We start from the raw sequence: 20,917 nt of genomic DNA, 5'->3' as shown, positions 1-20,917 counted from the left end.
CCTCCCCTCAGATGTCGATACGGGACAGGCGGCGGACCACAACAAATCCGATGGCGTAAAGAATCAATGCGGCGATGACCGAGACCTGCCCGACCAGCGCAGCGGTCATTCGGTCAAGCGCACCCGGCATCACGGAATTCAGCAGCAGCAGCGAGCCGAGTCCGAATGCCGGTACGGCGTAGGCGGTTACGGTCACCTGCGAAAGCTGGGTCTTGACCTCGCGTCGGGTCTCCTTGCGTTCCTCCAAGGTCTCGGTGAGGTTCCGCAACGAGCTGACGACCGTACCGCCGGCCCGGTTCGAGAGCACCAACGTGGACACCAGGACGACCAGCTCACGGGACGGCAGGCGCTCGGCCAGCTCCCCCAGCGCGGTATCGAGCGACTCCCCGACGGCCAGTCGGCGCGCGACCCAGCTCAGCTCCTCGCCCGCCGGTGCCTCCAGTTCGTCGGCCGCCATGGCGATGGCGGTACGCAGTGCCAGACCGGCCTGAGTGGCGTTGGCGAGGATGCGGGAGAGTTCGGGAAGCTGATTGATGAAGCGTTCGGTGCGTTTGGTGCGCTGCCAGTTGAGGAAGGTGTTGGCGCCCCATAGCCCCGTGAGCCCGGCCAAGGGGCCGAAGAACGAAGTGAGAATGGACGATGCGGCCATCCACAGCACGGCAACGGCCGCGATCATGTAAACGAAATACTCACCCGGAGTGACATCGAGGCCGGTCGCGGCCAGCTTCAGTTCAAGCTTCTTGCCGAACTTCGTCTTGCGCAGTCGACGGTCGACACCGCCGAATCGCTTTCTACGGCCGACGATCGGTATCTGGCCTGTGGTCGAGAGCCGGTCGACGAGCGCCTGGCGCTCGGACTTGCCCGCCGCGTAGGCGTGCACACCCATGACGCCGAGCAGGCAGCACAGCAGCGTGACGCCGATCGTGGGGAGAACGAGATTGTTCATGACGGGCTACCTACTTGGCCTCTCGGGTGAGAAGTTGTTCTTCGGACGCGGCGACTCCGAAGGCCTGCGGAATGGGCTGGTTGGCCATGTAGAGACGCTCGGCCACGCGTCGCGGAAGTGGAAAATACTGGAAGGTGCCCTGGATCCGTCCGTCGGCATCCATGGGGCGGGCGTTGAAGCGGGCGGCGCTGACGATGCGGTACGGGTCCCTACCGTGCGAGTCGAGTACCGCGATCTCGGTGACCCGGCGGGAGCCGTCGGCGTGCCGGGTGAGCTGCACGATCACATCGACGGCGCTGTTGATCTGGTCGTGCAGGGCCTCGAAGGGGATTTTGATCTCGGACATCGACGCCAGGGTCTGGAGACGCATCAGCGCGTCCTCGGCGTTGTTCGCGTGGACCGTGGCGAGGGATCCGTCATGACCGGTGGACATCGCCTGGAGCATGTCGAGGGACTCACCGCCTCGGACCTCACCGACGACGATACGGTCGGGGCGCATACGCAGGGAGTTGCGGACGAGGTCACGGATACTGATGTGTCCCTTGCCCTCGACGTTGGCCGGGCGGGACTCCAGCCGGATGACATGGGCCTGCTGGAGCTGGAGTTCGGCGGAGTCCTCGATGGTGATGATGCGCTCACCCTCGGGGATCAATCCGGAGAGCGCGTTGAGCAGGGTCGTCTTGCCGGTGCCGGTGGCGCCCGAGACGATGATGTTGAACTTCGCCTGGACGAGCCCGGACAGCAGGAGCACCATCTGCTGGTCCAGCGAGCCGAAGTTGAGCATCTCGGTCAGGGTGAAGGCGCGGGGGAACCGGCGGATGGTGAGCGTGGCGCCGGTCAGAGAGAGCGGCGGGATGATGACGTTGACACGCTCACCGGACGGCAGCCGGGCGTCGACCATCGGAGTGGACTCATCGACACGCCGGTTGACGGTGGAGACGATGCGCTCGATGGTCTGCATGAGCTGGTCGTGCGAGCCGAAGCGCAGCGGGAGCTGTTCCACCCGGCCGCCGCGCTCGACGAAGATCTGGTCGGGCCCGTTCACCATGATTTCCGTGATCGAGGCGTCCTCGAGAAGAGGTTCCAGGATGCCCAGGCCCAGGGCCTCGTCGACGACCCGGCGGATGAGTTGCGCGCGCTCGACCGTGGAGAGTACCGGACCCTCGCGGCTGATGATGTGCCCGAGGACACGCTCCAGCCGGGTGCGCCGGTCGGCGGCCGCGAGGGCGGACATCTCGGCGAGGTCGATCTCTTCCAACAGCTTGGCGCGGTAGGTGACGACGAGGTGACTGTCCTCGCCCGTAGCGCCGTTCTCCTCGGGAGAGGTGATCCGTGCCCGCAGGCTCATGGTGCGTAACTCCTCGGTGATGCTGGCCTGCTGGGGTGCCAGTCGGGCCGGTGGTGCTCAGTCAAGTGGCATGGTGGAGCTGCGCTCCGTCTCTCCCCAGTCCCTGATACCCGGGACCACGGACGGGATCTTGATCTTGGCCGTGTAGGTCACTTCACCGATGCCTCCGCTGCGGTCCAAGCGGAGGTCGTCCGAGAGCCAATCGCTGATCGCTCGGTGGCCCGCTGCTCGTGGGCGCAGCTCCCGGTCCAGTGCGTCCTGGCTCTCCGTCCGCGCCGCCACGCGGGCCGCCGTGCCCGCCTGATTCGCGGTGTACGCCGCGACCCCGAGCTGGATGGCGAAGAGCCCCACGAGCAGCAGCAGCGGGACGAAGCCCAGATACTCAAGGGCGACCTGTCCGGACTGGCGGCGGAGGTTTCGGCGGCTTGTGGTGTCTTTGCGCTCTGTCATGGCTTCAGTTCTCCTTGACTGACGCGGCATCGCCGTCCACCGGGAACGGAAAATTCAGCACACCAGGCATCATGACGGGGACGTTGAGCGTGACCTTTGCGCGATAGAGACCACGCTCACCACTGTGGCATCCGTAATCCACGTCGCTGGTCCAGGCACCCGGCAGGTCTTCCCGCGCAGCCTCCTCGCACGCCGTCCTCTGGGCATTCGCGGTGCCCTGGGTTCCGGCGCCCGCACGCGCACCCACGTCCGCGGCGTTCCCCGCGAGGATGAACGTGTACCCGATCAGCGCGCACTGCCAGAGCGCGACCAGGAGCAGGATGATCAGTGGCGTGACGCCCACGAACTCGATCGCGGTCTGTCCCCGGTCACGGTGGCCTGCATGGTCCCGTGACCGGATCCCGGTACGGGAGCGGATCCGGTCACGGGAGCGTCGTACGGTCGCGTCCGGGCCGTACGTCTGCCTTCGCCGGCCAGTTCGTTCCCCCGAAGCGCACATGGTCAGCCATTCCCCTCATTCGAGCCGGAGCCGGAGCCCGACCGCCCTCCGCCGCCTCTGCGGCGGCGGGTGCCGATCGCGCCCCGGTCGTTGCGGAACTTGGCGTTCTTTTCGGCGGCCTCGGGGACCTTCACCAGGCCCAGTTCTCCGGCCAGTCCCCAGAGTGCCTGTTTGACGACGCTCTTGCTCTCCAGTTCGTGCAGCCGGCCCGCGTCCACCACGCTCTGGAGTTCCTTGAAGTTGGCGGGGACCGAGGAGGTCGCCAGCCGCGTGCCAGTGATCTTCTGGATCAGGGGCGGCTGGATCTCGGTGGCGCGGCTGTAGCGGTTGACCACCGTCGTGGTCTCCTCCGCCTTGCGGATCTGCAGCCGGTCCCACAGCCGTACGATGCGCTTCGCGCCCCGTACCGCGATCACGTCCGGCGTGGTGACCAGGATCGCGCTGTCGGCCATTTCCACGGCGGCGGCATTGGCGCCCGTCATCTGGGTGCCGCAGTCGATGACGACCACCTCGTACCGCGAGCGGAGCGCGCTGACGATCTGGCGGACCGCCCGGTCAGTGACCTCTTCGCCGCGTTCGCCCTCGCCCGGGGCAAGGAGCAGGGCCAGGCCGCTGCCGTGGCTGAAGACGGCGTCGGACAGGACGCGGGGTGAGATGTCCGTGATGGCGGCCAGGTCGACTATCGACCGGCGGAACTGGACGTCGAGGTACGAGGCGACATCGCCGGCCTGGAGGTCCATGTCGACCAGTGCCACCGTCCTGCCGGACGCCTGGGCGGCCAGGGCCAGCTGGATCGAGACGAGCGTCGCGCCCACGCCGCCCTTGGCCCCGGTGACCGTGACGACCGTACCGCCGGGGCCCGTGAAGACGTCGCCGCCGTGGCCGAGGTGGCGGCGGACGCCGACCGACCACTGGGCGGCGGCCTGGAGGCGGTTGGCCAGTTCCTCGTAGCTGAGGGGCATCGCGACCAGGCCGCGGGCGCCCGAGTCCATGGCCGCCGCGAACAGCCCGGGGCTGGCGTCGGCCGTGACGAGGACGACCCCGACCGCCGGGAAGCGGAGCGCCACCTCGCGGATCAGCTCCAGCGCGGGGACCGGGCCGATCCGCTCGTGTACGAGGACCACTTCGGGCAACTCGTCGAGCGACTCCCCGGCGAGCCGGGCGAGCAGATCGATCAGTTGCGTCGAGTCCGACACGGGCGGCGCCGGCTCCACGTCCGGGAGCTGGCTGAGCAGGGTCGTAATGGATCTGGCCGCGTCGGCGTCCCCGACGGCCGGGATGATCCTCGTGGACATGAGTACCTCACTTGTCCTTGCCGAGCTCGTACGTGCGTTCCCCGGGACGGAGCGTGGTGTCGCTGCCGGGAGCGACGAGCGCGAGGCGGACGTGCTGCGCGAAGGACTCCGCGTACGCGATGCGCTGGGCGTCGAGGGTCTTGAGGGCGAAGGTGATCGGAACGGCCTCGGTGGTCTGGTTCTTCGAGTCCCTGCTCGGCTCCAGCGCGGTCAGCTTGCCGACGTCCAGCACCTTCGCGTTGGAGACGATGATCTTCGACTGGGCCGCCGCGCCCTGGCTCTCGGCGGCGAACGTGGCGAAGACGTTGACCGAGGCCCCCGGGGTGATCTTGCCCGCCACACCCGTGGCGGCATCGATCATGATGGCGATCTCCTGCTCCCCGGGCTGAAGCGCGGGACGCTTGACGATCATGTCGTTCTGGAGGAGCGAGCCTTTGCGCAGCTGGGTGATGGCGACCTTGCCGCCGACCTCGGAGAGGTTGGTGACCGCATTGTCGGAGAGCCAGCGCTTCGGCATGGTGATCTTCTCGAACTGATCATTCCGCAGGGCCTCGTAAGGGGCCACGTCCGACTTGATCCGGTAGGCGGTCACTTCGGGGCCGACCTTCGAATTCACGTCGCTGATCACCGAAAGGACACCTACGAACGCGGCGAAGGCGCAAAGAACGGAAAGGAGCAGAAGTATGACGCCACGGCGCTGGCGGGAGTTCATGGACCGTACAACCTCGATCGGGGACGTTGGTGCGGACGGACAGGAGATCGGAGAGGCGGAGCAGCGGCTGGGGTGCGAGCGGGCGGCTGGCGGGCGAGCGGACTGGCGGGCTGGCGGGGATTCGGTGGGTACGGAGGGAACTGATGGAGCGGAGGGAACGGACGGCGGGCGTGGAGCGTTTGCCGGTTGTACGGCGGAGAACCACCCCCGTACTGCCTAGCAGTGTCCGCCGTTGTGTGTCAGGTGTCTGTAGGGCTCCGTAGCAGCTCCGTTGCGACTCCGTAGTGACCCACGGCTCCCGCGACTACGGCTCCTTACCCACAGGAGCCCCATCGTTCAGGACACCAGTTGGCTGAGATTGGTTCTCCGGAGTGTGCAGCGGTGAGGAACAGAAGCCGCACCGGTCCCCTATCAACTCCATTCCGCACCAATGACACCGTTCGCGCCGGACGGATGCCACCAATTGGTACGTTACCGAGATGTCCGGAAGGTGTGCCGCGAATTCGACGAGCTTGCCGGTGCCCCACCACCGCGCGGAATCCGCGGGCAGCTCGGCCTCGGACACCCCCGCGACCTGCCAGGCGGGGGCGAGCGTGGAGGCGACCCAGTCGGACTGCGACTGACCCCGGGCGACCAGGAGTTGCGTCGCGAAGTCGGGGCCGGTCAGTTCACCGGAGCCGATCTTGACGAGCTGCGGCTGCGGGCTGGCGACCACACCGAACTGCGAACCCGGCACCCAGGACCTGGCGTGCGCCTTGAGACTGACGGGGACGCGGTCCAGCTTGGCGACGGAGCCGAGCACCGCCCCCGCGTGGATGTAGTGGGAGAGCAGCCGGGCGGCCGAGGCGACCACACCGGGGCTGAAATCGCAGATGGACAACTGGCGCAGTTGCCGTACGAGTACGGCCAGCCCGAGCGGCGGCAGCTCCGATCTGAGCAGCGCGACGCGGTCCGTCTCCAGGACGGACCGCACGGCGAGGAGCCGACGTTCGTACGCGGCCGGGATCGTGGACGGATAGACGGCGACGACATATCCGTACTGCTCGACCAGCATCTGCATGTCGGTGAGCGCGTCCTCGAACGACTGCGCCTCGGGCGGCTTGAAGGCCGCCGCGGTGGGCGTCTGCTGGTCCTGTGCCGGCAGCACCAGGTCGGCGCTGGTGACGGCGATTGCGGTCGACACGTACTGATTCCCCGTTTCAATCCGGTTCCCGGCGGAGCCCGCCGGGAACCGCGGGTCGCTCACTGCTGAATACACCCGCATCGGCACTTTATCCAGCTCAATCCGCGACTACCAAGCTTTTCACTGAACGGAAGGCCATAAAGGCCCATAGGTAGTCGAGTTGGACAAATCGGAACGAAGATTACGAAGATTGCAAAGATATCGAGCGGCGACGTGACGGGGATTCCGCACGCGACACACCCGCCACCGCCTCCACTTGAATGTGAAAACGAAACAATTCACTTTGCCAAAAGTTCACCGTCATGCAAGTTTCACCGCACAAATGCCCGGCCGCCGCCCCCGCCCACCGGCACAACTTCAATGGCCTGAACCAACTTTACGCACGGCGAACAGGGGCTCGGCAAGAGCTTCCGTCACGATCTTCACCACGGGCACCACACGGGCGCCACTCGGGCCCGACCGGGCGCATCGCGGGCACCGACACGAGCACCGGGCCGGCACCGGGCCGGCGCCGACACTGCTCCGGCCCGGCACCGGCCCTGCACCGGCCCGGCTTCGCCGGGTCTACCAGGGAATGTCCCGTACCTGTTGCACACACAGCACGATGAACAGCAGCCCCGCCGCCGCCAGCATCACATTGCTCAGGATTCCGTTACGCCATTCCGTGGGCGTACGGGAGGAATTGAGCAGCCAGATCAGGGTGAGCGCGAGGAACGGCATGAAGAAGGCGCCCAGTACGCCGTAGACCACGACCAGGCCGAAGGGCTCGTCGAGGAAGAGCAGCGAGATCGGAGGGAAGGTCAGCCAGAGCAGATACGCGCGGAACGGCACCGACCGCTCGCGCTCCCCGGACGCGACGTCCTCGGCCGTCGTCCCGGCCGTCGTTCCGGCCGTCGTTCCGGTCGTCGTTCCGGTCGTCGTTCCGGTCCCGGAGGACACCGCGGTTCCGTCCGCGGTTCCCGGGGCCACCGGGGCCTCGTCCCCGGTCTTCCTCCCCCCGTCGGCGCGGACGCGCTCCACGAAGTCCGCGAACATCAGGCTCACGCCGTGCCACACCCCGATGAGCGACGAGAACGACGTGGCGAAGAAGCCGATCAGGAAGAGCTTGGCGGTGGCCGGACCGAAGCGCTCCTCCAGGATCGTGCCGAGATCGATCAGGCCCCGGTCCCCCGAGGTGAGCGCGATGTGGGAGGAGTGCAGCAACTCGGCGCCGACGACCAGCATCGCGACGACGAAGAGCCCGGTCGTGATGTACGCGACCCGGTTGTCGAGCCGCATCACCTTCATCCAGGAGGAGTTGGTCCACCCCTTCGCGTTGACCCAGTATCCGTACGCCGCCATGGTGATCGTGCCGCCCACCCCGCCGATCAGCCCGAGCGTGTAGAGCAGTGAGCCGTCCGGCAGGACCGGGGCGAGCCCGGCGAAGGCACCGCCGAGGTCGGGCGCGACGCGGATCGCGACGTACATGACGACCACGAACATGATGCCGATCAGCACCGTCATGACCTTCTCGAAGACGGCGTACTGGTTGAACCAGACGAAGACCAGGCCGATCAGGCCGGTGACGACCGCCCAGGTCTTGAGCCCGGGACCGTCCGGGAAGAGCGCGACGATGGGCAGCGCGCTGGAGGACATGGCCGTCGCGCCGTAGACGAAGCCCCAGACCACGACGTACACCGCGAAGTACACGGTGGTCCACCGGCCGAGGCTGCGCCAGCCGTCGAAGAGGGTGCGTCCGGTGGCGAGATGCCAGCGGCCGGCGGCCTCGGCGAGGGAGATCTTGACGACGCAGCCGATGACCGCCGCCCACATCAGGGTGTAGCCGAACTTGCTGCCCGCGATGAGCGTGGCGACCAGGTCACCCGCGCCGACGCCGGTCGCGGCGACCACGATCCCGGGGCCGATGTACGTCCAACTCGACTTGCGGGGACGGGAATCGGTGGCGCCGGCATCGTGTGTGCCGACGCCGCCCGTGCCGGTCTCCGTGGTTCCTGCCATACGTGTCATCGCCTCCCGCTCGCCTCGTTACGTGACCCAAGTCACCAAAGCGGGGTGTCGATCATCGCGCAAGAGGGCCTGCGGTGAGGGTTCGGTGGGCGCCCGCCCCCTGCGGGGCCCTGGACACGCCTAGATCACCAGGCTCAGCAGCGCCGCCACCACGAATCCCGCCACCGACAGCACGGTCTCCAGCACCGTCCAGGACTTGATGGTGTCGCGCTCCGATATGCCGAAGTACTTGGCGACGATCCAGAATCCCCCGTCGTTGACGTGCGATGCGAAAATCGATCCCGCCGAGATCGCCATGATGATCAGGGCGAGATGCGCCTGCGAGAGCCCCTGGTTCTCGACCAGTGGGACGACGATGCCCGCCGTGGTGACGATCGCCACCGTCGCGGAGCCCTGGGCGACGCGCAGGACGACCGAGATCAGCCAGGCCAGCACGATGACGGGCAGACCGACGTCGTTGAAGGTGTCGGCGAGCGCGTCCGCGATCCCGCTGCCCTTGAGGACCGCGCCGAAGACCCCGCCCGCGCCGACCACCAGCAGGATGTTGCCCACGGGCTTGAGGGAGGCGGTGGAGACCGTCTCCAGGGAGCCGCGCGACCAGCCGCGCCGGATGCCCAGCAGGTAGTACGCGAGCAGCAGCGCGATGGTCAGCGCCACGAAGGGGTGGCCGAAGAACTCGATGACCGACCGGAGTGTCGAAGGATCGAAGGCGATGGAGGAGAAGGTCGCCAGCAGGATGAGGATCAGCGGGGTGCCGATGATGGCGAGGACCGTGCCGAGCGCGACGGGAGTCTCCCGCGGCGTGACACCCGACGCGCGCTGCTCGGCGGCGACGGCCTCCTTCGCCTCCTCCGCCGCCTCCACCATGTCCTGCGGTACGTCGACGAAGAGGCGGTTGCCGATCCACGCGGCGTAGGCCCACGCGGCGAGGACGGCCGGGATGCCGACCAGGGTGCCCATCAGGATGACCCAGCCCAGGTCCACCTCGAAGAGCCCGGCGGCGGCGACGGGTCCCGGGTGCGGCGGCAGGAACGCGTGGGTCATGGAGAGCCCGGCGAGCAGCGGCATCGCGTACAGGATGACCGACTTGCCGGAGCGCTTGGCGGCGGCGTACACGAGCGGCGCCAGGACGAAGATGCCGACGTCGAAGAAGACCGGGATACCGAAGACGACCCCGGTGACGCCCATGGCGAGCGGGGCGCGTTTCTCGCCGAAGAGCCGGAGCAGCCGGGTGCTCAACACCTCGGCGCCGCCGGAGACTTCGAGGATGGCGCCGAGCATCGTGCCGAGTCCGATGATGATCGCGACATGGCCGAGGATGCCGCCCATCCCCGATTCGATCATCGAGACGGCGGCGGACTTCTGGACCGTACCGAAGAGTTCGGTGACGGAGAGACCGGCGGCGAGGCCGACGGCTATGGAGACGCCGAGCAGCGCCACGAAGGGCTGGAGCCTGACCTTGATGATCAGGACGAGGAGCAGGGCGATACCGAGGGCGGCGACGGTCAGCAGACCGGGGGTTCCGCCTATGAGGAGCAGCAGGCCACCCGTGTGGGGTGGGGTGGCGGGGGCGGGTGTGTCAGCGGCGAGCAGCATGATTTACCTCGGGACCTCTGGTCGGGGAAGGACGTGGAGGATCGCGGTGCGGCTGTGCTGTACAGGTGAGGGGGAAGCGGGGGCCACGCGTGTGTGGGGAGTGTGTGTGTGGGGGGGTGCGCAGGTGGGGGTGCGCGGGTGGGGGGTGCGCGGGTGGGGGGTGCGCAGGTGGGGGGTGCGCAGGTGGGGGGTGCGCGGGTGGGGGGTCAGTCCAGGACGGCGAGTACGTCGATCTCGACGAGGAGGCCCGCGGGCAGCCCCACGTAGACCGTCGTCCGGGCGGCGGGCGGCTGCGTCAGTCCCTGCGCGGCGAAGTAGGTGTTGTAGATCTCGTTCATCTCGGCGAAGTGGTCGACGTCGGTGAGGTAGACGCGCACCATCATCGCGTCGTCCCAGCTCGCGCCGCCCTCCTCCAGGATCGACTTGACGTTGTCGAGGGTCTGGAGTGTCTGCTCGCGCAGGGTCGGCCCCGCGGGCGTGGGCGGCTGGCCCTCGGCGGCCGGCAGGAAGCCGACCTGGCCCGCGACCTGGAGGATGTTGCCCTTGCGGACGCCGTGCGAGAAGCGGGCCGGCGGGGTGGTGTGCGTGGCGGGCGTCAGGGCGGTCTTCTCCGCCTTGCCGGTCGTGTCGGTCGTGTTGGTCTTGTCGGTCATCGGGCTTCCTTGTCGGGGTGGGGAGCGGTGCCGGAGTACTCCCGGCTGATCGCGTCGGCGGTACGGCGCACCAGCGGGAGCAGGGTGAGGAGTTCCTCGGCGCCGACGACGACGTTCGGCGCGGAGACCGACATCGCGGCGACGACGCGGCCGTCCGCGCCCCTGATCGGGGCGCCGACGCAGTTGATGGACTCCTCGTGGCCGCCGAGATCGGTGGCCCACCCCTGTTCGCGTACGGTCGCCAGTTCCTTGAGGAAGGCGGCCGCGTCCGTCGTCGAACGGGGCGTGTACGCGGGGTAGTCGAGGCGTTCCGCGACGGCGCGGCGCTCGGCTTCGGGGAGGTCGGCGAGGAGCAGCTTGGCGACGGCGGCGACGGTGATCGCGACCGGTCTGCCGATCCGTGAGTACATCCGGACCGGGTAGCGGCTCTCGACCTTGTCGATGTAGAGGACGTCGCCCTCCTCGCGCACGGCGAGATGGACGGTGTGGCCGCACTGTTCGTTGAGCGCGACGAGATGCGGGTGGGCGATCTCGCGCAGGTCCAGGTTCTCGACGGCTTCCTGGGCGAGCGCGAAGAGCCGGGCGCCGAGGCGGTAGCGCTGGTCCTGCTGGCGGTAGACGAGGCCGTGTTCGTGGAGCGTACGGAGCAGCCGCAGCGCGGTGGACTTGTGGACGCCGAGCCGCTCCGCGACCTGTCCGAGGTCGGCGGGGCCCTGGGCGAGCAGCGGCAGGATGCTCAGCGCGCGGTCGACGGTCTGGCTCATGGCGTACGTACCTCCGGCTCGTCCGCGCCCGTCCAGCCCGGTCCGAGACGCAGTGTGCCCCAGGCGTCCGCGTCCAGTGCGGCGAGCCGGTCGGCGTGGGCCCGGGACGGCGGCGTGGCGAGGTCACCGGCGACGGTGAGGGCGGCGGCGGCCATCAGGTGGCCGTGGCGCAGCCGGGCCTCGACGGGCAGGCCGCGCAGGGTCGCGGAGAGGAAACCGGCGGCGAAGGCGTCACCGGCGCCGACGGGTGCCACGACGTCGACGCGCAGGGCGGGGACGGAGACGACGGTGTCCCCGGCGCTCCTGTCCCGAGCGCCCCCGCCGCCCCTCTCCCCGGTGTCCCCGGCGCCCCTGTCCGCGCCTCCGGTGCCGGAGGAGACGGTGCGGGTGTACGCCGTCGCGCCCTCGCTGCCGCGCTTGACCACCAGCGTCTCCGGCTCGGGCAGCGCCGCCCGGATCGCGTCCGCGCCGTGCAGGTCCCAGGCCTCGGCCGCCTCGTCCTCCCCGACGAGGACGAGGTCGGCGCCGCGCGCCAGGTCGAGCAGGACCCGGGCGCCGTCCGCGTCGCGCCACAGACCGGGACGGTGGTTGATGTCGAAGGAGAGGAGGGGGCGGCCGGGTACGCGGCGGGTGAGTTCGCGCGTGAGGGCGAGGCAGTCGTCCGAGAGCGCGGGGGTGATGCCCGAGAGGTGCAGCACGCGTCCGGCCCACAGGTCCTCGGGCGCCAGGGTGCCCGGCGCCATGGCGGAGGCGGCGGAGCCGGCCCGATAGTAGGCGACCTCGTGGGTGTCGGTGGCGCGGTCCGTGGCCGTACGGAAGTAGATGCCGGTGGGCCGGTCCGGGTCCCGGCGGACGCCCGAGGTGTCCACGCCGTACGCGCCGATCGCCTCGACCAGGTGGTCGCCGAAGCCGTCGGCGCCGACCCTGCTGATCCACTTCACGGTGTGTCCCGCGCCCGCGAGCGCGCAGGCGACGTTGGACTCGGCGCCGCCGATCGTCCGGTCGTACGACGGCACGTCCGCGAGCCGGCCGGGGCGCGTGGGCAGGAAGGTGACCATGGACTCGCCGAGGCAGACGACGTCCACGCTCGGGTGGACGGCACGGTCCGCGGCTACGGTTCCGGTCACGCTGGGGCTCCTCGTGGTTCGTGATGCGTGGTTCGTGATGCGTGATGGGTGGTGCGTGGGTCGTAAGGGGTTACGCGAGGGGTTGATGGCGTCGATCGGGGCAGCATTGTCCCGTTGACCCGTTGTCTGCCCGGATGTTAGACAACCCTGAGCGACATACGCAATGGACGTTGCACATGGCGCAACGACGATACGGGAGGCACTGCCCATGGCCACCGACGGGTACGACGCGGACGCCTCGTACGACACCGGCTCCGAGTACGTCGACCACCGCTTCAAGGGCCTCCCGCCGGACGCCGAGGGGCTGACCGTCGGCGCGCTCGCCGCCGAGCGCCGCTCCCTCTTCACCGGCGGCTTCACCACCCCCGTGCTCGCGCTGTCCGCCGAGTCGGTCGAGCACAACCTCGCCCTCCTGGAGACATACGCCGAGCGCCACGGCCTCGCCTTCGCCCCGCACGGCAAGACGTCGATGGCCCCCCAGCTCTTCGCGCGCCAGCTCGACCGGGGCGCCTGGGGCATCACCGCCGCCGTCCCCCACCAGGCCCGGGTCTACCGCGCCTTCGGCATCCGGCGGATCTTCCTCGCCAACGAACTGGTCGACGCCGCCGCGCTGCGCTGGCTCGCCGCCGAGCTGGACCGGGACCCCGGCTTCCGTTTCGTCTGCTACGTGGACTCCGTGCGCGGCGTCGAGCTGATGGACGAGGCGCTGCGGGCCGCCGGCGCGCGCCGCCCGGTGGAGGTCGTGGTGGAGCTGGGCGCCGGCGAAGGTGCCCGGACCGGGGCCCGTACGGAGGCGGAGTGCGCCGCGGTGGCGGACGCGGTGGCCGGCGCCCCGACCCTGCGGCTGACGGGGGTCGCCGGTTACGAGGGCGAGGTCCCCGGCGCCGACGACGGCACCGTACGCGACTGGCTCCGCCGGCTCGTGGCGCTGGCGGCCGACTTCGACGGGGCGGGCCGCTTTGCCGCCGCGGAGGAGATCGTGATCAGCGCGGGCGGCAGCGCCTGGTTCGACGCGGTGGCGGATGTCTTCGCGGACATCCCGGCGCTCACCCGCCCCGTGTGCAAGCTGCTGCGCTCCGGCGCGTACATCTCGCACGACGACGGCCACTACCGCCGGATCACCCCCTTCAACCGGGTCACCGGGGAGGGCGCCCTCCAGCCCGCGTTCCGGCTCTGGGCGCAGGTGGTCTCCCGCCCCTCCACCGCGCAGGCGTTCGTCAACGCGGGCAAGCGGGACGCGGCGTACGACCTGGACCTGCCGGAGGCACAGGTCGTACGGGACGGCCGCACCGGCGAGATCCGCCCGGCGGCCGGGATCACGGTCACGGGCCTGTCCGACCAGCACGGCTGGCTCACCACCGCGCCCGGGGCGGCGCTGGAGGTCGGGGACTGGGTCGGGATGGGGCTGTCGCATCCGTGCACGTCGTTCGACAAGTGGCAGCTCATCCCGCTGGTGGAGGCGGACGGCACGGTCACGGACTTCGTCCGCACCTACTTCTGAGTACGTACTCACCAGGTACTGGCAGGGCAGGGAGGGTGGCATGGATCTCGTCATTCGCGACGCGCGCGTCATCGACGGCACGGGCGGCGCTTCGTACCGCGCGGACGTCACCGTCGACGCGGGCCGTATCACCGGCATCCGGCGCGCGTCCGACGGCGGCCCCCGGACGCCGCGCCCGACCGGGGCGCGGGTCCTGGACGCCGCCGGGCTCGCCCTCTCGCCCGGCTTCATCGACATGCACGCGCACAGCGATCTCGCGCTGCTGCGCGACCCCGACCACTCCGCCAAGGCCGCGCAAGGCGTGACCCTCGAAGTCATCGGCCAGGACGGCCTGTCGTACGCCCCCGTGGACGACGCCACCCTCGCCGGGGTCCGGCAGGCGATCGCCGGCTGGAACGGTGACGGCTCCGACCTCGACCTCGACTGGCGCACCGTCGGCGAGTACCTCGACCGGCTCGACCACGCCTTCGAGGGCCGGGGCTTCGACGGTGGCGGCATCGCCGTCAACGCCGCCTATCTCGTCCCGCAGGGCACGGTCCGCGCCCACGCGGTCGGCTGGGACGACCGCCCCGCGACGGAGGGCGAACTCGCCGCGATGCGGCGGCTGGTGGCCGAGTCGCTGGAGCAGGGCGCCTTCGGGATGTCGTCCGGACTGACGTACACACCCGGGATGTACGCGGACGACGCCGAACTGACCGAGCTGTGCCGGGTGGTGGCGCGGTACGGCGGCTATTACTGCCCGCACCACCGTTCGTACGGGGCCGGGGCGCTGCGCGCGTACGAGGAGATGGTGGCGCTCACCCGGCGGGCCGGCTGCTCGCTCCATCTCGCGCACGCCACCATGAACTTCGGGGTGAACAAGGGGAAGGCGCCCGAACTGCTCACCTTGCTCGACCGGGCGCTGGACGCGGGCGCGGACATCTCGCTGGACACGTATCCGTACACGCCGGGGTGCACCACGCTCGTGGCGATGCTGCCCAGTTGGGCGAGCGAGGGCGGGCCCGGCGCGGTCCTGGAGCGGCTGCGGGACGAGGAGTGCGCCGAGCGGATCCGGTACGTACTGGAGGAGGTCGGCGCGGACGGCTGCCACGGTGTGCCCATCGAGTGGGACACCATCGAGATCTCGGGGGTCACGGACCCGGAGCTCTCCCACCACGTCGGCAGGACGGTCGCGGAGTCGGCGGCCCGGGCGGGCGAGGCGCCGTGGACCACGGCGCGCCGGCTGCTGATCGAGGACCGGCTCGGCCCGACGATCCTCCAGCACGTCGGGCACGAGGAGAACGTCCGCGCGATCATGCGCCACCGGGTCCACACGGGCGGCAGCGACGGCATCCTCCAGGGCGCCAAGCCGCATCCGCGCGCGTACGGCACGTTCCCGAACTATCTCGGCCGGTACGCGCGTGACCTGGGCATCCTCTCGCTGGAGGAGTGCGTGGCCCATCTCACCGCGCGCCCGGCGGCCCGGCTGGGGCTGCGGGACCGGGGGCTGGTCAGGGTGGGCCACCGCGCCGATCTGGTGCTCTTCGACCCGGACACGGTGGCGGCGGGATCGACCTTCGAGAAGCCGCGCACCCTGCCGGTGGGGATCCCGTACGTCCTGATCGACGGCCGGTTCGTGATCGAGGACGGGCGCCGTACGGATGTCCTGGCCGGGAGGTCGCTCCGGCGCGGCCGGTGACCCGGCCGCGGCCGGTGACCCGGCCGGTGAGTGGGTACGGACGCGGCCGGTGCGGCGCGTGCGTACGGACGCGCCCGGTGGGAACGGGCGGGCGAGCCGCTTCACACAAACTTGTGACCGGGCCACCGGAAACGGATCCTCACCGGCCTTTCACTCGTCTCTCCTCCCGGACACCTCCCGGACACGGTGACCGGGTGAGCAGAGGCGAAAGCGGTGGGGACCATGGGGCGCACGGGTACGGCCCGCAGGGGCGGGGGCGCCCGTGGAGGCGCGCGGCCGACGGCCGCGCGGCTGCTGACGGTGGCGCTCGCGCTGGCCGGGGCCGCGCTGCTCACCGGGTGCGGCGAGCAGACGGCCGACGGCGGCGACGCGAAGGCCGCGGTGCCGCGCCCCCGGATCGCCTCACCCGTACCGTCCCCGCCGTCCCCGCCCGACGACGGACGGAACGACGGACGGAACGGCGGACGGGACCCCGACGGGCGGGACAGGCCGGACGCACGGGACGGCGGACGCGACAGCGCCCGGGACCGGCGCGGGGAGCGCCTACCCGCACCGCCCGCACCGCCCGCACCGCCCGCACCGCCCGCACCGCCCGCGCAGACCTCGAAGCCGGACCCGAAACTGCCGCCGCCCCAGGTCAGCATGGACATCGCCCATGCCGTGGAGGGCGGTGGCAAGGCCGTCGGTCTCACCATCGACGACGGTCCCGACCCCGTCTGGACGCCGCGGATCCTCGCGATCCTCCGGCAGAACGAGGCACGGGCGACCTTCTGCATGGTCGGCCCGCAGGCCGCCGCGCACCCCGGTCTGGTCCGGCGGGTGGTGGCCGAGGGGCACCGGCTGTGCGATCACTCCGTGACGCACGACACCGGAATGGACCACAGGTCGCGCGCGTACCAGAAGGAGCAGATCCTTGACGCCGCCCGGCAGATCGAGCGCGCGTCCGGCGGGGTGAAGCCGCTGTACTACCGGGCCCCCGGGGGCGCCTTCACCCCGTACAGCCGACAGATCGCGGCGAGCGCGGGGATGCGGCCGCTGGGCTGGAACGTGGACTCGAAGGACTTCGAACAGCCGGGCTCCGGGGCGATCCTGCGTACGGTGAAGGGCGAACTGGGCAACGGCCCGACGCTGCTCTTCCACGACGGCGGGGGCGACCGCTCGCAGACGGCGCACGCGCTGAAGCGACTGCTGCCATGGCTGCGCGGGCAGGGGTACGCCTTCGGCTTCCCGGAGCGGTGAACACCCCGCACGTACGTACGAGGCATACGCCCCAGTGGAGCAACGTGGGGAAGAACACCACGCGGGCTCCGTTACGCGGCCGTAAGGTGGCGGACATGCAGGTCATCCAGTCGACGAAGCTCGCCAACGTCTGTTACGAGATCCGGGGGCCGGTCCTCGACGAGGCGATGCGGCTGGAGGCGGCGGGCCACCGCATCCTCAAGCTCAACACCGGCAACCCCGCCGCCTTCGGCTTCGAGTGCCCGCCCGAGATCCTGGAGGACATGCTCAGGAACCTGGGCGGGGCGCACGGCTACGGCGACGCGAAGGGGCTGCTGTCCGCCCGCCGCGCGGTCATGCAGCACTACCAGACCAAGGGCATCGAGCTGGGCGTCGAGGACATCTACCTCGGCAACGGCGTCTCCGAGCTGATCCAGATGTCGATGCAGGCGCTGCTGGACGACGGCGACGAGGTGCTCGTACCGGCCCCCGACTACCCGCTGTGGACCGCGTCGGTCTCGCTCGCGGGCGGCACGGCCGTGCACTACCGCTGCGACGAGCAGGCCGACTGGATGCCGGACCTCGCGGACATCGAGCGGAAGATCACCGATCGGACGAAGGCGATCGTGATCATCAACCCGAACAATCCGACGGGTGCCGTGTACGACGACGCGATGCTCGGCTCGCTCACGGAGATCGCCCGCCGCCACAACCTGGTCGTCTGCTCCGACGAGATCTACGACCGGATCCTGTACGACGGCGCGACGCACACCCCGACCGCGGCGGTCGCGCCCGATCTGCTGACGCTCACGTTCAACGGACTGTCGAAGAACTACCGGGTGGCCGGGTTCCGCTCCGGCTGGCTGGCGGTCTGCGGCCCCAAGGCGCACGCCTCGTCGTACATCGAGGGGCTGACGATCCTGGCCAACATGCGGCTGTGCGCCAACATGCCCTCGCAGCACGCGGTGGCCACCGCGCTGAACGGCCGGCAGTCGATCGAGGACCTGGTCCTGCCGGGCGGCCGGATCCTGGAGCAGCGGAACGCGGCGTACGACCTGCTCACCCAAATCCCCGGCGTGACCTGCGTGAAGCCCAAGGGCGCGCTGTATCTCTTCCCCCGGCTCGACCCGAAGGTCTTCAAGATCAAGGACGACCGGCAGATGGCGCTCGACCTGCTGCGGGCCGAGAAGATCATGGTCGTGCACGGTACGGGGTTCAACTGGCCGGAGCCGGACCACTTCCGGATCGTCACGCTGCCGGCGGCCCAGGACCTGACGGACGCGGTCACGCGGATCGGGACGTTCCTGGACGGCTACGCACAGCACTGAGCCCACCAGTACCGGATCGCACTCAACTTTAGACTGATTCCAAGGTAGGATGGTCTCCTGACCACGCAAGGAGGCCGTCCCATGTACGAGCCCATCCGTACGAAGTCGGTCCACGCGACCTCCGACGACGTCGACTTCCCGCACCGCAGCCGCGAGGACGAGCTGAAGATCCAGCTCTCCGGCCATCTCTCCGCGCTCCTCGCGGTCACCGACGAGCTGGGGCTCGACGAGGCAGCGGAGGCCATCGCCGGGCAGATCGGCAGACTGCGCGGCGCCCCGCCGGCCCGGCACGCCGGGCTGAGCGGCGCCGACCCGGCCGCGCTGCACCGCCGGGCGCTCGCGCTCGCGGGCCGTGCCCTGGTCGTCGCGGCATCACGTGCCGACACGGCCGCGGCGATCCTCTCCGCCGAACGGATGGACGCGCACACGGCGGCTCTGGCCGAACCGCTCCCCGACCGGAGCGGCCCGGACCAGAACCACCTCCCTGACCGGAACCGTCCGGGCCACAAGAGCCCGGAACAGCGCCTCGTCGGCGCCCACTGACGGCCCCGGCCCGCGGACCGCGGAGGCGCGCGGACCGGGTGCCACCCTCCGGTCAGGCGTCTACAGGTCGGACGTCTACACGTCAGACCTCTGCAGGCCAGGCGTCTGCGAGGGGCGTCGGAACGCCCCGCCCAGAGAGTCAGCCCAGGCGCTCGACCAGCGCGTGGTACTCGTCCCACAGTTCCTTCGGCGTATGGTCGCCGAAGGTGTTGAGGTGCTCGGGGACGAGGGCCGCCTCCTCACGCCAGACGTCCTTGTCGACCGAGAGCAGGAAGTCCAGCTCCGCCTCCGAGAGCGCGAGGCCGTCGGTGTCGAGGGACTCCTTGGTCGGGAGCACGCCGATCGGGGTCTCGACGCCCTCCGCCGTGCCGTCCAGGCGCTCCACGATCCACTTCAGGACGCGGCTGTTCTCGCCGAAGCCGGGCCAGACGAACGAGCCCTTGTCGTCCTTGCGGAACCAGTTGACGTAGTAGATCTTCGGCAGCTTCGACCCGCCGTTCTCGCGCACGGCGTCCTGGCCCACCTTGACCCAGTGGCCCATGTAGTCGCCCATGTTGTAGCCGCAGAACGGCAGCATGGCGAACGGGTCGCGGCGCAGTTCACCGACCTTGCCTTCGGCGGCCGCCGTCTTCTCGGAGGCGACATTGGCTCCGAGGAAGACGCCGTGCTGCCAGTCGAAGGACTCGGTGACCAGCGGCACGGCGGAGGCGCGACGGCCGCCGAAGAGGATGGCCGAGATCGGGACCCCCTTGGGGTCCTCCCACTCGGGCGCGATGATGGGGCACTGTCCGGCGGGGACGGTGAAGCGGGCGTTGGGGTGGGCGGCGGGCGTGCCGGACTCCGGGGTCCAGTCGTTGCCCTTCCAGTCGGTGAGGTGCGCGGGCGGCTCCTCGGTCATGCCCTCCCACCAGACGTCGCCGTCGTCGGTGAGCGCGACATTGGTGAAGACCGAGTTGCCCCACATGGTCTTCATGGCGTTGGCGTTGGTGTGCTCGCCGGTGCCGGGCGCGACGCCGAAGAAGCCCGCCTCGGGGTTGATCGCGTACAGCTGGCCGTCCTCACCGAACCGCATCCACGCGATGTCGTCGCCGATGGTCTCGACGGTCCAGCCGGAGATGGTGGGCTCCAGCATGGCGAGGTTGGTCTTGCCGCAGGCGGAGGGGAACGCCGCCGCGACGTACTTGGCCTCCCCCTGGGGCGGCGTCAGCTTGAGGATCAGCATGTGCTCGGCGAGCCAGCCCTCGTCGCGCGCCATGACGGACGCGATGCGCAGGGCGTAGCACTTCTTGCCGAGCAGGGCGTTGCCGCCGTAGCCGGAGCCGTATGACCAGATCTCGCGGGACTCCGGGAAGTGCGAGATGTACTTGGTGGAGTTGCAGGGCCACGGCACGTCGGCCTCGCCCTCGGCGAGCGGGGCGCCGAGGGTGTGGACGGCCTTGACGAAGAAGCCGTCCGAGCCCAGTTCGTCGAGGACGGGCTGTCCCATGCGGGTCATGGTGCGCATGGAGGCCGCGACGTAGGCGGAGTCGGTGATCTCGACGCCGATCGCGGAGAGCGGCGAGCCGAGGGGGCCCATGCAGAACGGGACGACGTACATCGTCCGGCCGCGCATCGAGCCGCGGAAGACGCCGTTCTCGCCGGTGAAGATCTCCCGCATCTCGGCGGGGGCCTTCCAGTGGTTGGTCGGGCCCGCGTCCTCCTCCTTCTCGGAGCAGATGAAGGTCCGGTCCTCGACGCGCGCCACGTCGGAGGGGTCCGAGGCGGCGTAGTACGAGTTGGGCCGCTTGGCCGGGTCGAGTTTCCGGAACGTGCCCTTGGCGACGAGCTCCCCGCACAGGCGCTCGTACTCGCTCTCGGACCCGTCGCACCAGACCACGCTGTCCGGCTGGGTGAGGGCGGCGATCTCGTCCACCCAGGAGATCAGTCCCCGGTGACCGGTGGGGACCGCTCCGGAGGTGCCGGCGCTGCCCGTCGTGCCGGTATTACCCGTCGTGCCTGTGATGCCTGTGGTGCCGGAGGTGCTGGGAGCCGCGTTGTCGCGCGCCACGATCGCTCCTTTTTGAGGGGTT

Annotated in this window: 18 protein-coding genes; 5 read left to right on the top strand and 13 right to left on the bottom strand. The window is 70.0% G+C overall.

What is annotated here, in order from left to right:
* Window positions 1-7: 7 nt before the first annotated feature.
* The 12 genes from AB0P17_RS06085 to AB0P17_RS06030 all read right to left on the bottom strand — a co-directional run bounded on the left by AB0P17_RS06085 (window position 8) and on the right by AB0P17_RS06030 (window position 12,580).
* Complete coding sequence (locus AB0P17_RS06085; protein ID WP_365807992.1) at window positions 8-946, bottom strand: type II secretion system F family protein; 939 nt, start codon at window positions 944-946, stop codon at window positions 8-10.
* Window positions 947-956: 10 nt separating this feature from the next.
* Window positions 957-2,294 carry a CpaF family protein gene (locus tag AB0P17_RS06080; RefSeq protein WP_365807991.1) on the bottom strand — a complete coding sequence of 446 codons (1,338 nt, stop codon included), beginning with the start codon at window positions 2,292-2,294 and terminating at the stop codon, window positions 957-959.
* Between the two features lie 57 nt (window positions 2,295-2,351).
* Window positions 2,352-2,744, bottom strand: a complete 393-nt coding sequence (locus tag AB0P17_RS06075) for a TadE family protein (RefSeq protein ID WP_365807989.1) — start codon at window positions 2,742-2,744, stop codon at window positions 2,352-2,354.
* A 4-nt stretch (window positions 2,745-2,748) separates the two neighbouring features.
* Window positions 2,749-3,087 (bottom strand): septum formation initiator, encoded by a 339-nt coding sequence (locus tag AB0P17_RS06070; RefSeq protein ID WP_365807987.1) that lies wholly within the window; start codon window positions 3,085-3,087, stop codon window positions 2,749-2,751.
* Between the two features lie 158 nt (window positions 3,088-3,245).
* Window positions 3,246-4,538, bottom strand: coding sequence for an AAA family ATPase (locus tag AB0P17_RS06065; RefSeq protein WP_365807985.1), 1,293 nt, complete (start codon window positions 4,536-4,538; stop codon window positions 3,246-3,248).
* Between the two features lie 7 nt (window positions 4,539-4,545).
* A complete protein-coding gene (cpaB, locus tag AB0P17_RS06060) occupies window positions 4,546-5,250 on the bottom strand; it encodes a Flp pilus assembly protein CpaB (protein ID WP_365807984.1) in 705 nt (234 codons plus the stop codon).
* 304 nt (window positions 5,251-5,554) lie between these two features.
* Entirely contained in the window at window positions 5,555-6,433 is an 879-nt protein-coding gene (locus tag AB0P17_RS06055; RefSeq protein WP_365807982.1) for a hypothetical protein, read from the bottom strand.
* A gap of 564 nt (window positions 6,434-6,997) precedes the next feature.
* Entirely contained in the window at window positions 6,998-8,440 is a 1,443-nt protein-coding gene (locus AB0P17_RS06050; protein WP_365807981.1) for an Nramp family divalent metal transporter, read from the bottom strand.
* 120 nt (window positions 8,441-8,560) lie between these two features.
* Window positions 8,561-10,036, bottom strand: coding sequence for a gluconate:H+ symporter (locus AB0P17_RS06045; protein WP_365807979.1), 1,476 nt, complete (start codon window positions 10,034-10,036; stop codon window positions 8,561-8,563).
* 206 nt (window positions 10,037-10,242) lie between these two features.
* The gene (locus AB0P17_RS06040; protein ID WP_365807977.1) at window positions 10,243-10,689 is read right to left on the bottom strand and encodes a RidA family protein; all 447 of its coding nucleotides are present in this window, start codon (window positions 10,687-10,689) and stop codon (window positions 10,243-10,245) included.
* On the bottom strand, window positions 10,686-11,453 hold the full coding sequence (locus AB0P17_RS06035; RefSeq protein WP_365807975.1) for an IclR family transcriptional regulator: 768 nt from the start codon (window positions 11,451-11,453) through the stop codon (window positions 10,686-10,688). Before AB0P17_RS06035 ends, AB0P17_RS06040 begins: the two co-directional genes overlap by 4 nt.
* Entirely contained in the window at window positions 11,450-12,580 is a 1,131-nt protein-coding gene (locus tag AB0P17_RS06030; RefSeq protein WP_365807973.1) for a sugar kinase, read from the bottom strand. The genes AB0P17_RS06035 and AB0P17_RS06030 overlap by 4 nt, the downstream gene beginning before the upstream one ends.
* Before the next feature lie 208 nt (window positions 12,581-12,788).
* Between AB0P17_RS06030 and AB0P17_RS06025 the strand changes: the two genes are divergently transcribed.
* From AB0P17_RS06025 to AB0P17_RS06005, 5 genes are all read left to right on the top strand, one after another.
* On the top strand, window positions 12,789-14,081 hold the full coding sequence (locus AB0P17_RS06025; protein WP_365807972.1) for an alanine racemase: 1,293 nt from the start codon (window positions 12,789-12,791) through the stop codon (window positions 14,079-14,081).
* A gap of 40 nt (window positions 14,082-14,121) precedes the next feature.
* Window positions 14,122-15,759 carry a D-aminoacylase gene (locus AB0P17_RS06020; RefSeq protein ID WP_365807970.1) on the top strand — a complete coding sequence of 546 codons (1,638 nt, stop codon included), beginning with the start codon at window positions 14,122-14,124 and terminating at the stop codon, window positions 15,757-15,759.
* Window positions 15,760-15,981: 222 nt separating this feature from the next.
* Entirely contained in the window at window positions 15,982-16,998 is a 1,017-nt protein-coding gene (locus AB0P17_RS06015) for a polysaccharide deacetylase family protein (RefSeq protein WP_365807969.1), read from the top strand.
* 95 nt (window positions 16,999-17,093) lie between these two features.
* Complete coding sequence (locus tag AB0P17_RS06010) at window positions 17,094-18,305, top strand: pyridoxal phosphate-dependent aminotransferase (protein ID WP_365807967.1); 1,212 nt, start codon at window positions 17,094-17,096, stop codon at window positions 18,303-18,305.
* A gap of 81 nt (window positions 18,306-18,386) precedes the next feature.
* Window positions 18,387-18,848 (top strand): hypothetical protein, encoded by a 462-nt coding sequence (locus AB0P17_RS06005; RefSeq protein ID WP_365807965.1) that lies wholly within the window; start codon window positions 18,387-18,389, stop codon window positions 18,846-18,848.
* 139 nt (window positions 18,849-18,987) lie between these two features.
* Here AB0P17_RS06005 and AB0P17_RS06000 read toward each other — a convergent pair whose 3' ends face one another.
* The gene (locus tag AB0P17_RS06000; protein ID WP_365808115.1) at window positions 18,988-20,850 is read right to left on the bottom strand and encodes a phosphoenolpyruvate carboxykinase (GTP); all 1,863 of its coding nucleotides are present in this window, start codon (window positions 20,848-20,850) and stop codon (window positions 18,988-18,990) included.
* Window positions 20,851-20,917 lie beyond the last annotated feature (67 nt).

Source organism: Streptomyces sp. NPDC088124 (genome assembly GCF_040685895.1).
Taxonomy (GTDB): Bacteria; Actinomycetota; Actinomycetes; order Streptomycetales; family Streptomycetaceae; genus Streptomyces.
Note: the sequence above shows the minus strand (reverse complement) of the source record. Positions and strands in the feature narration are given on the sequence as shown.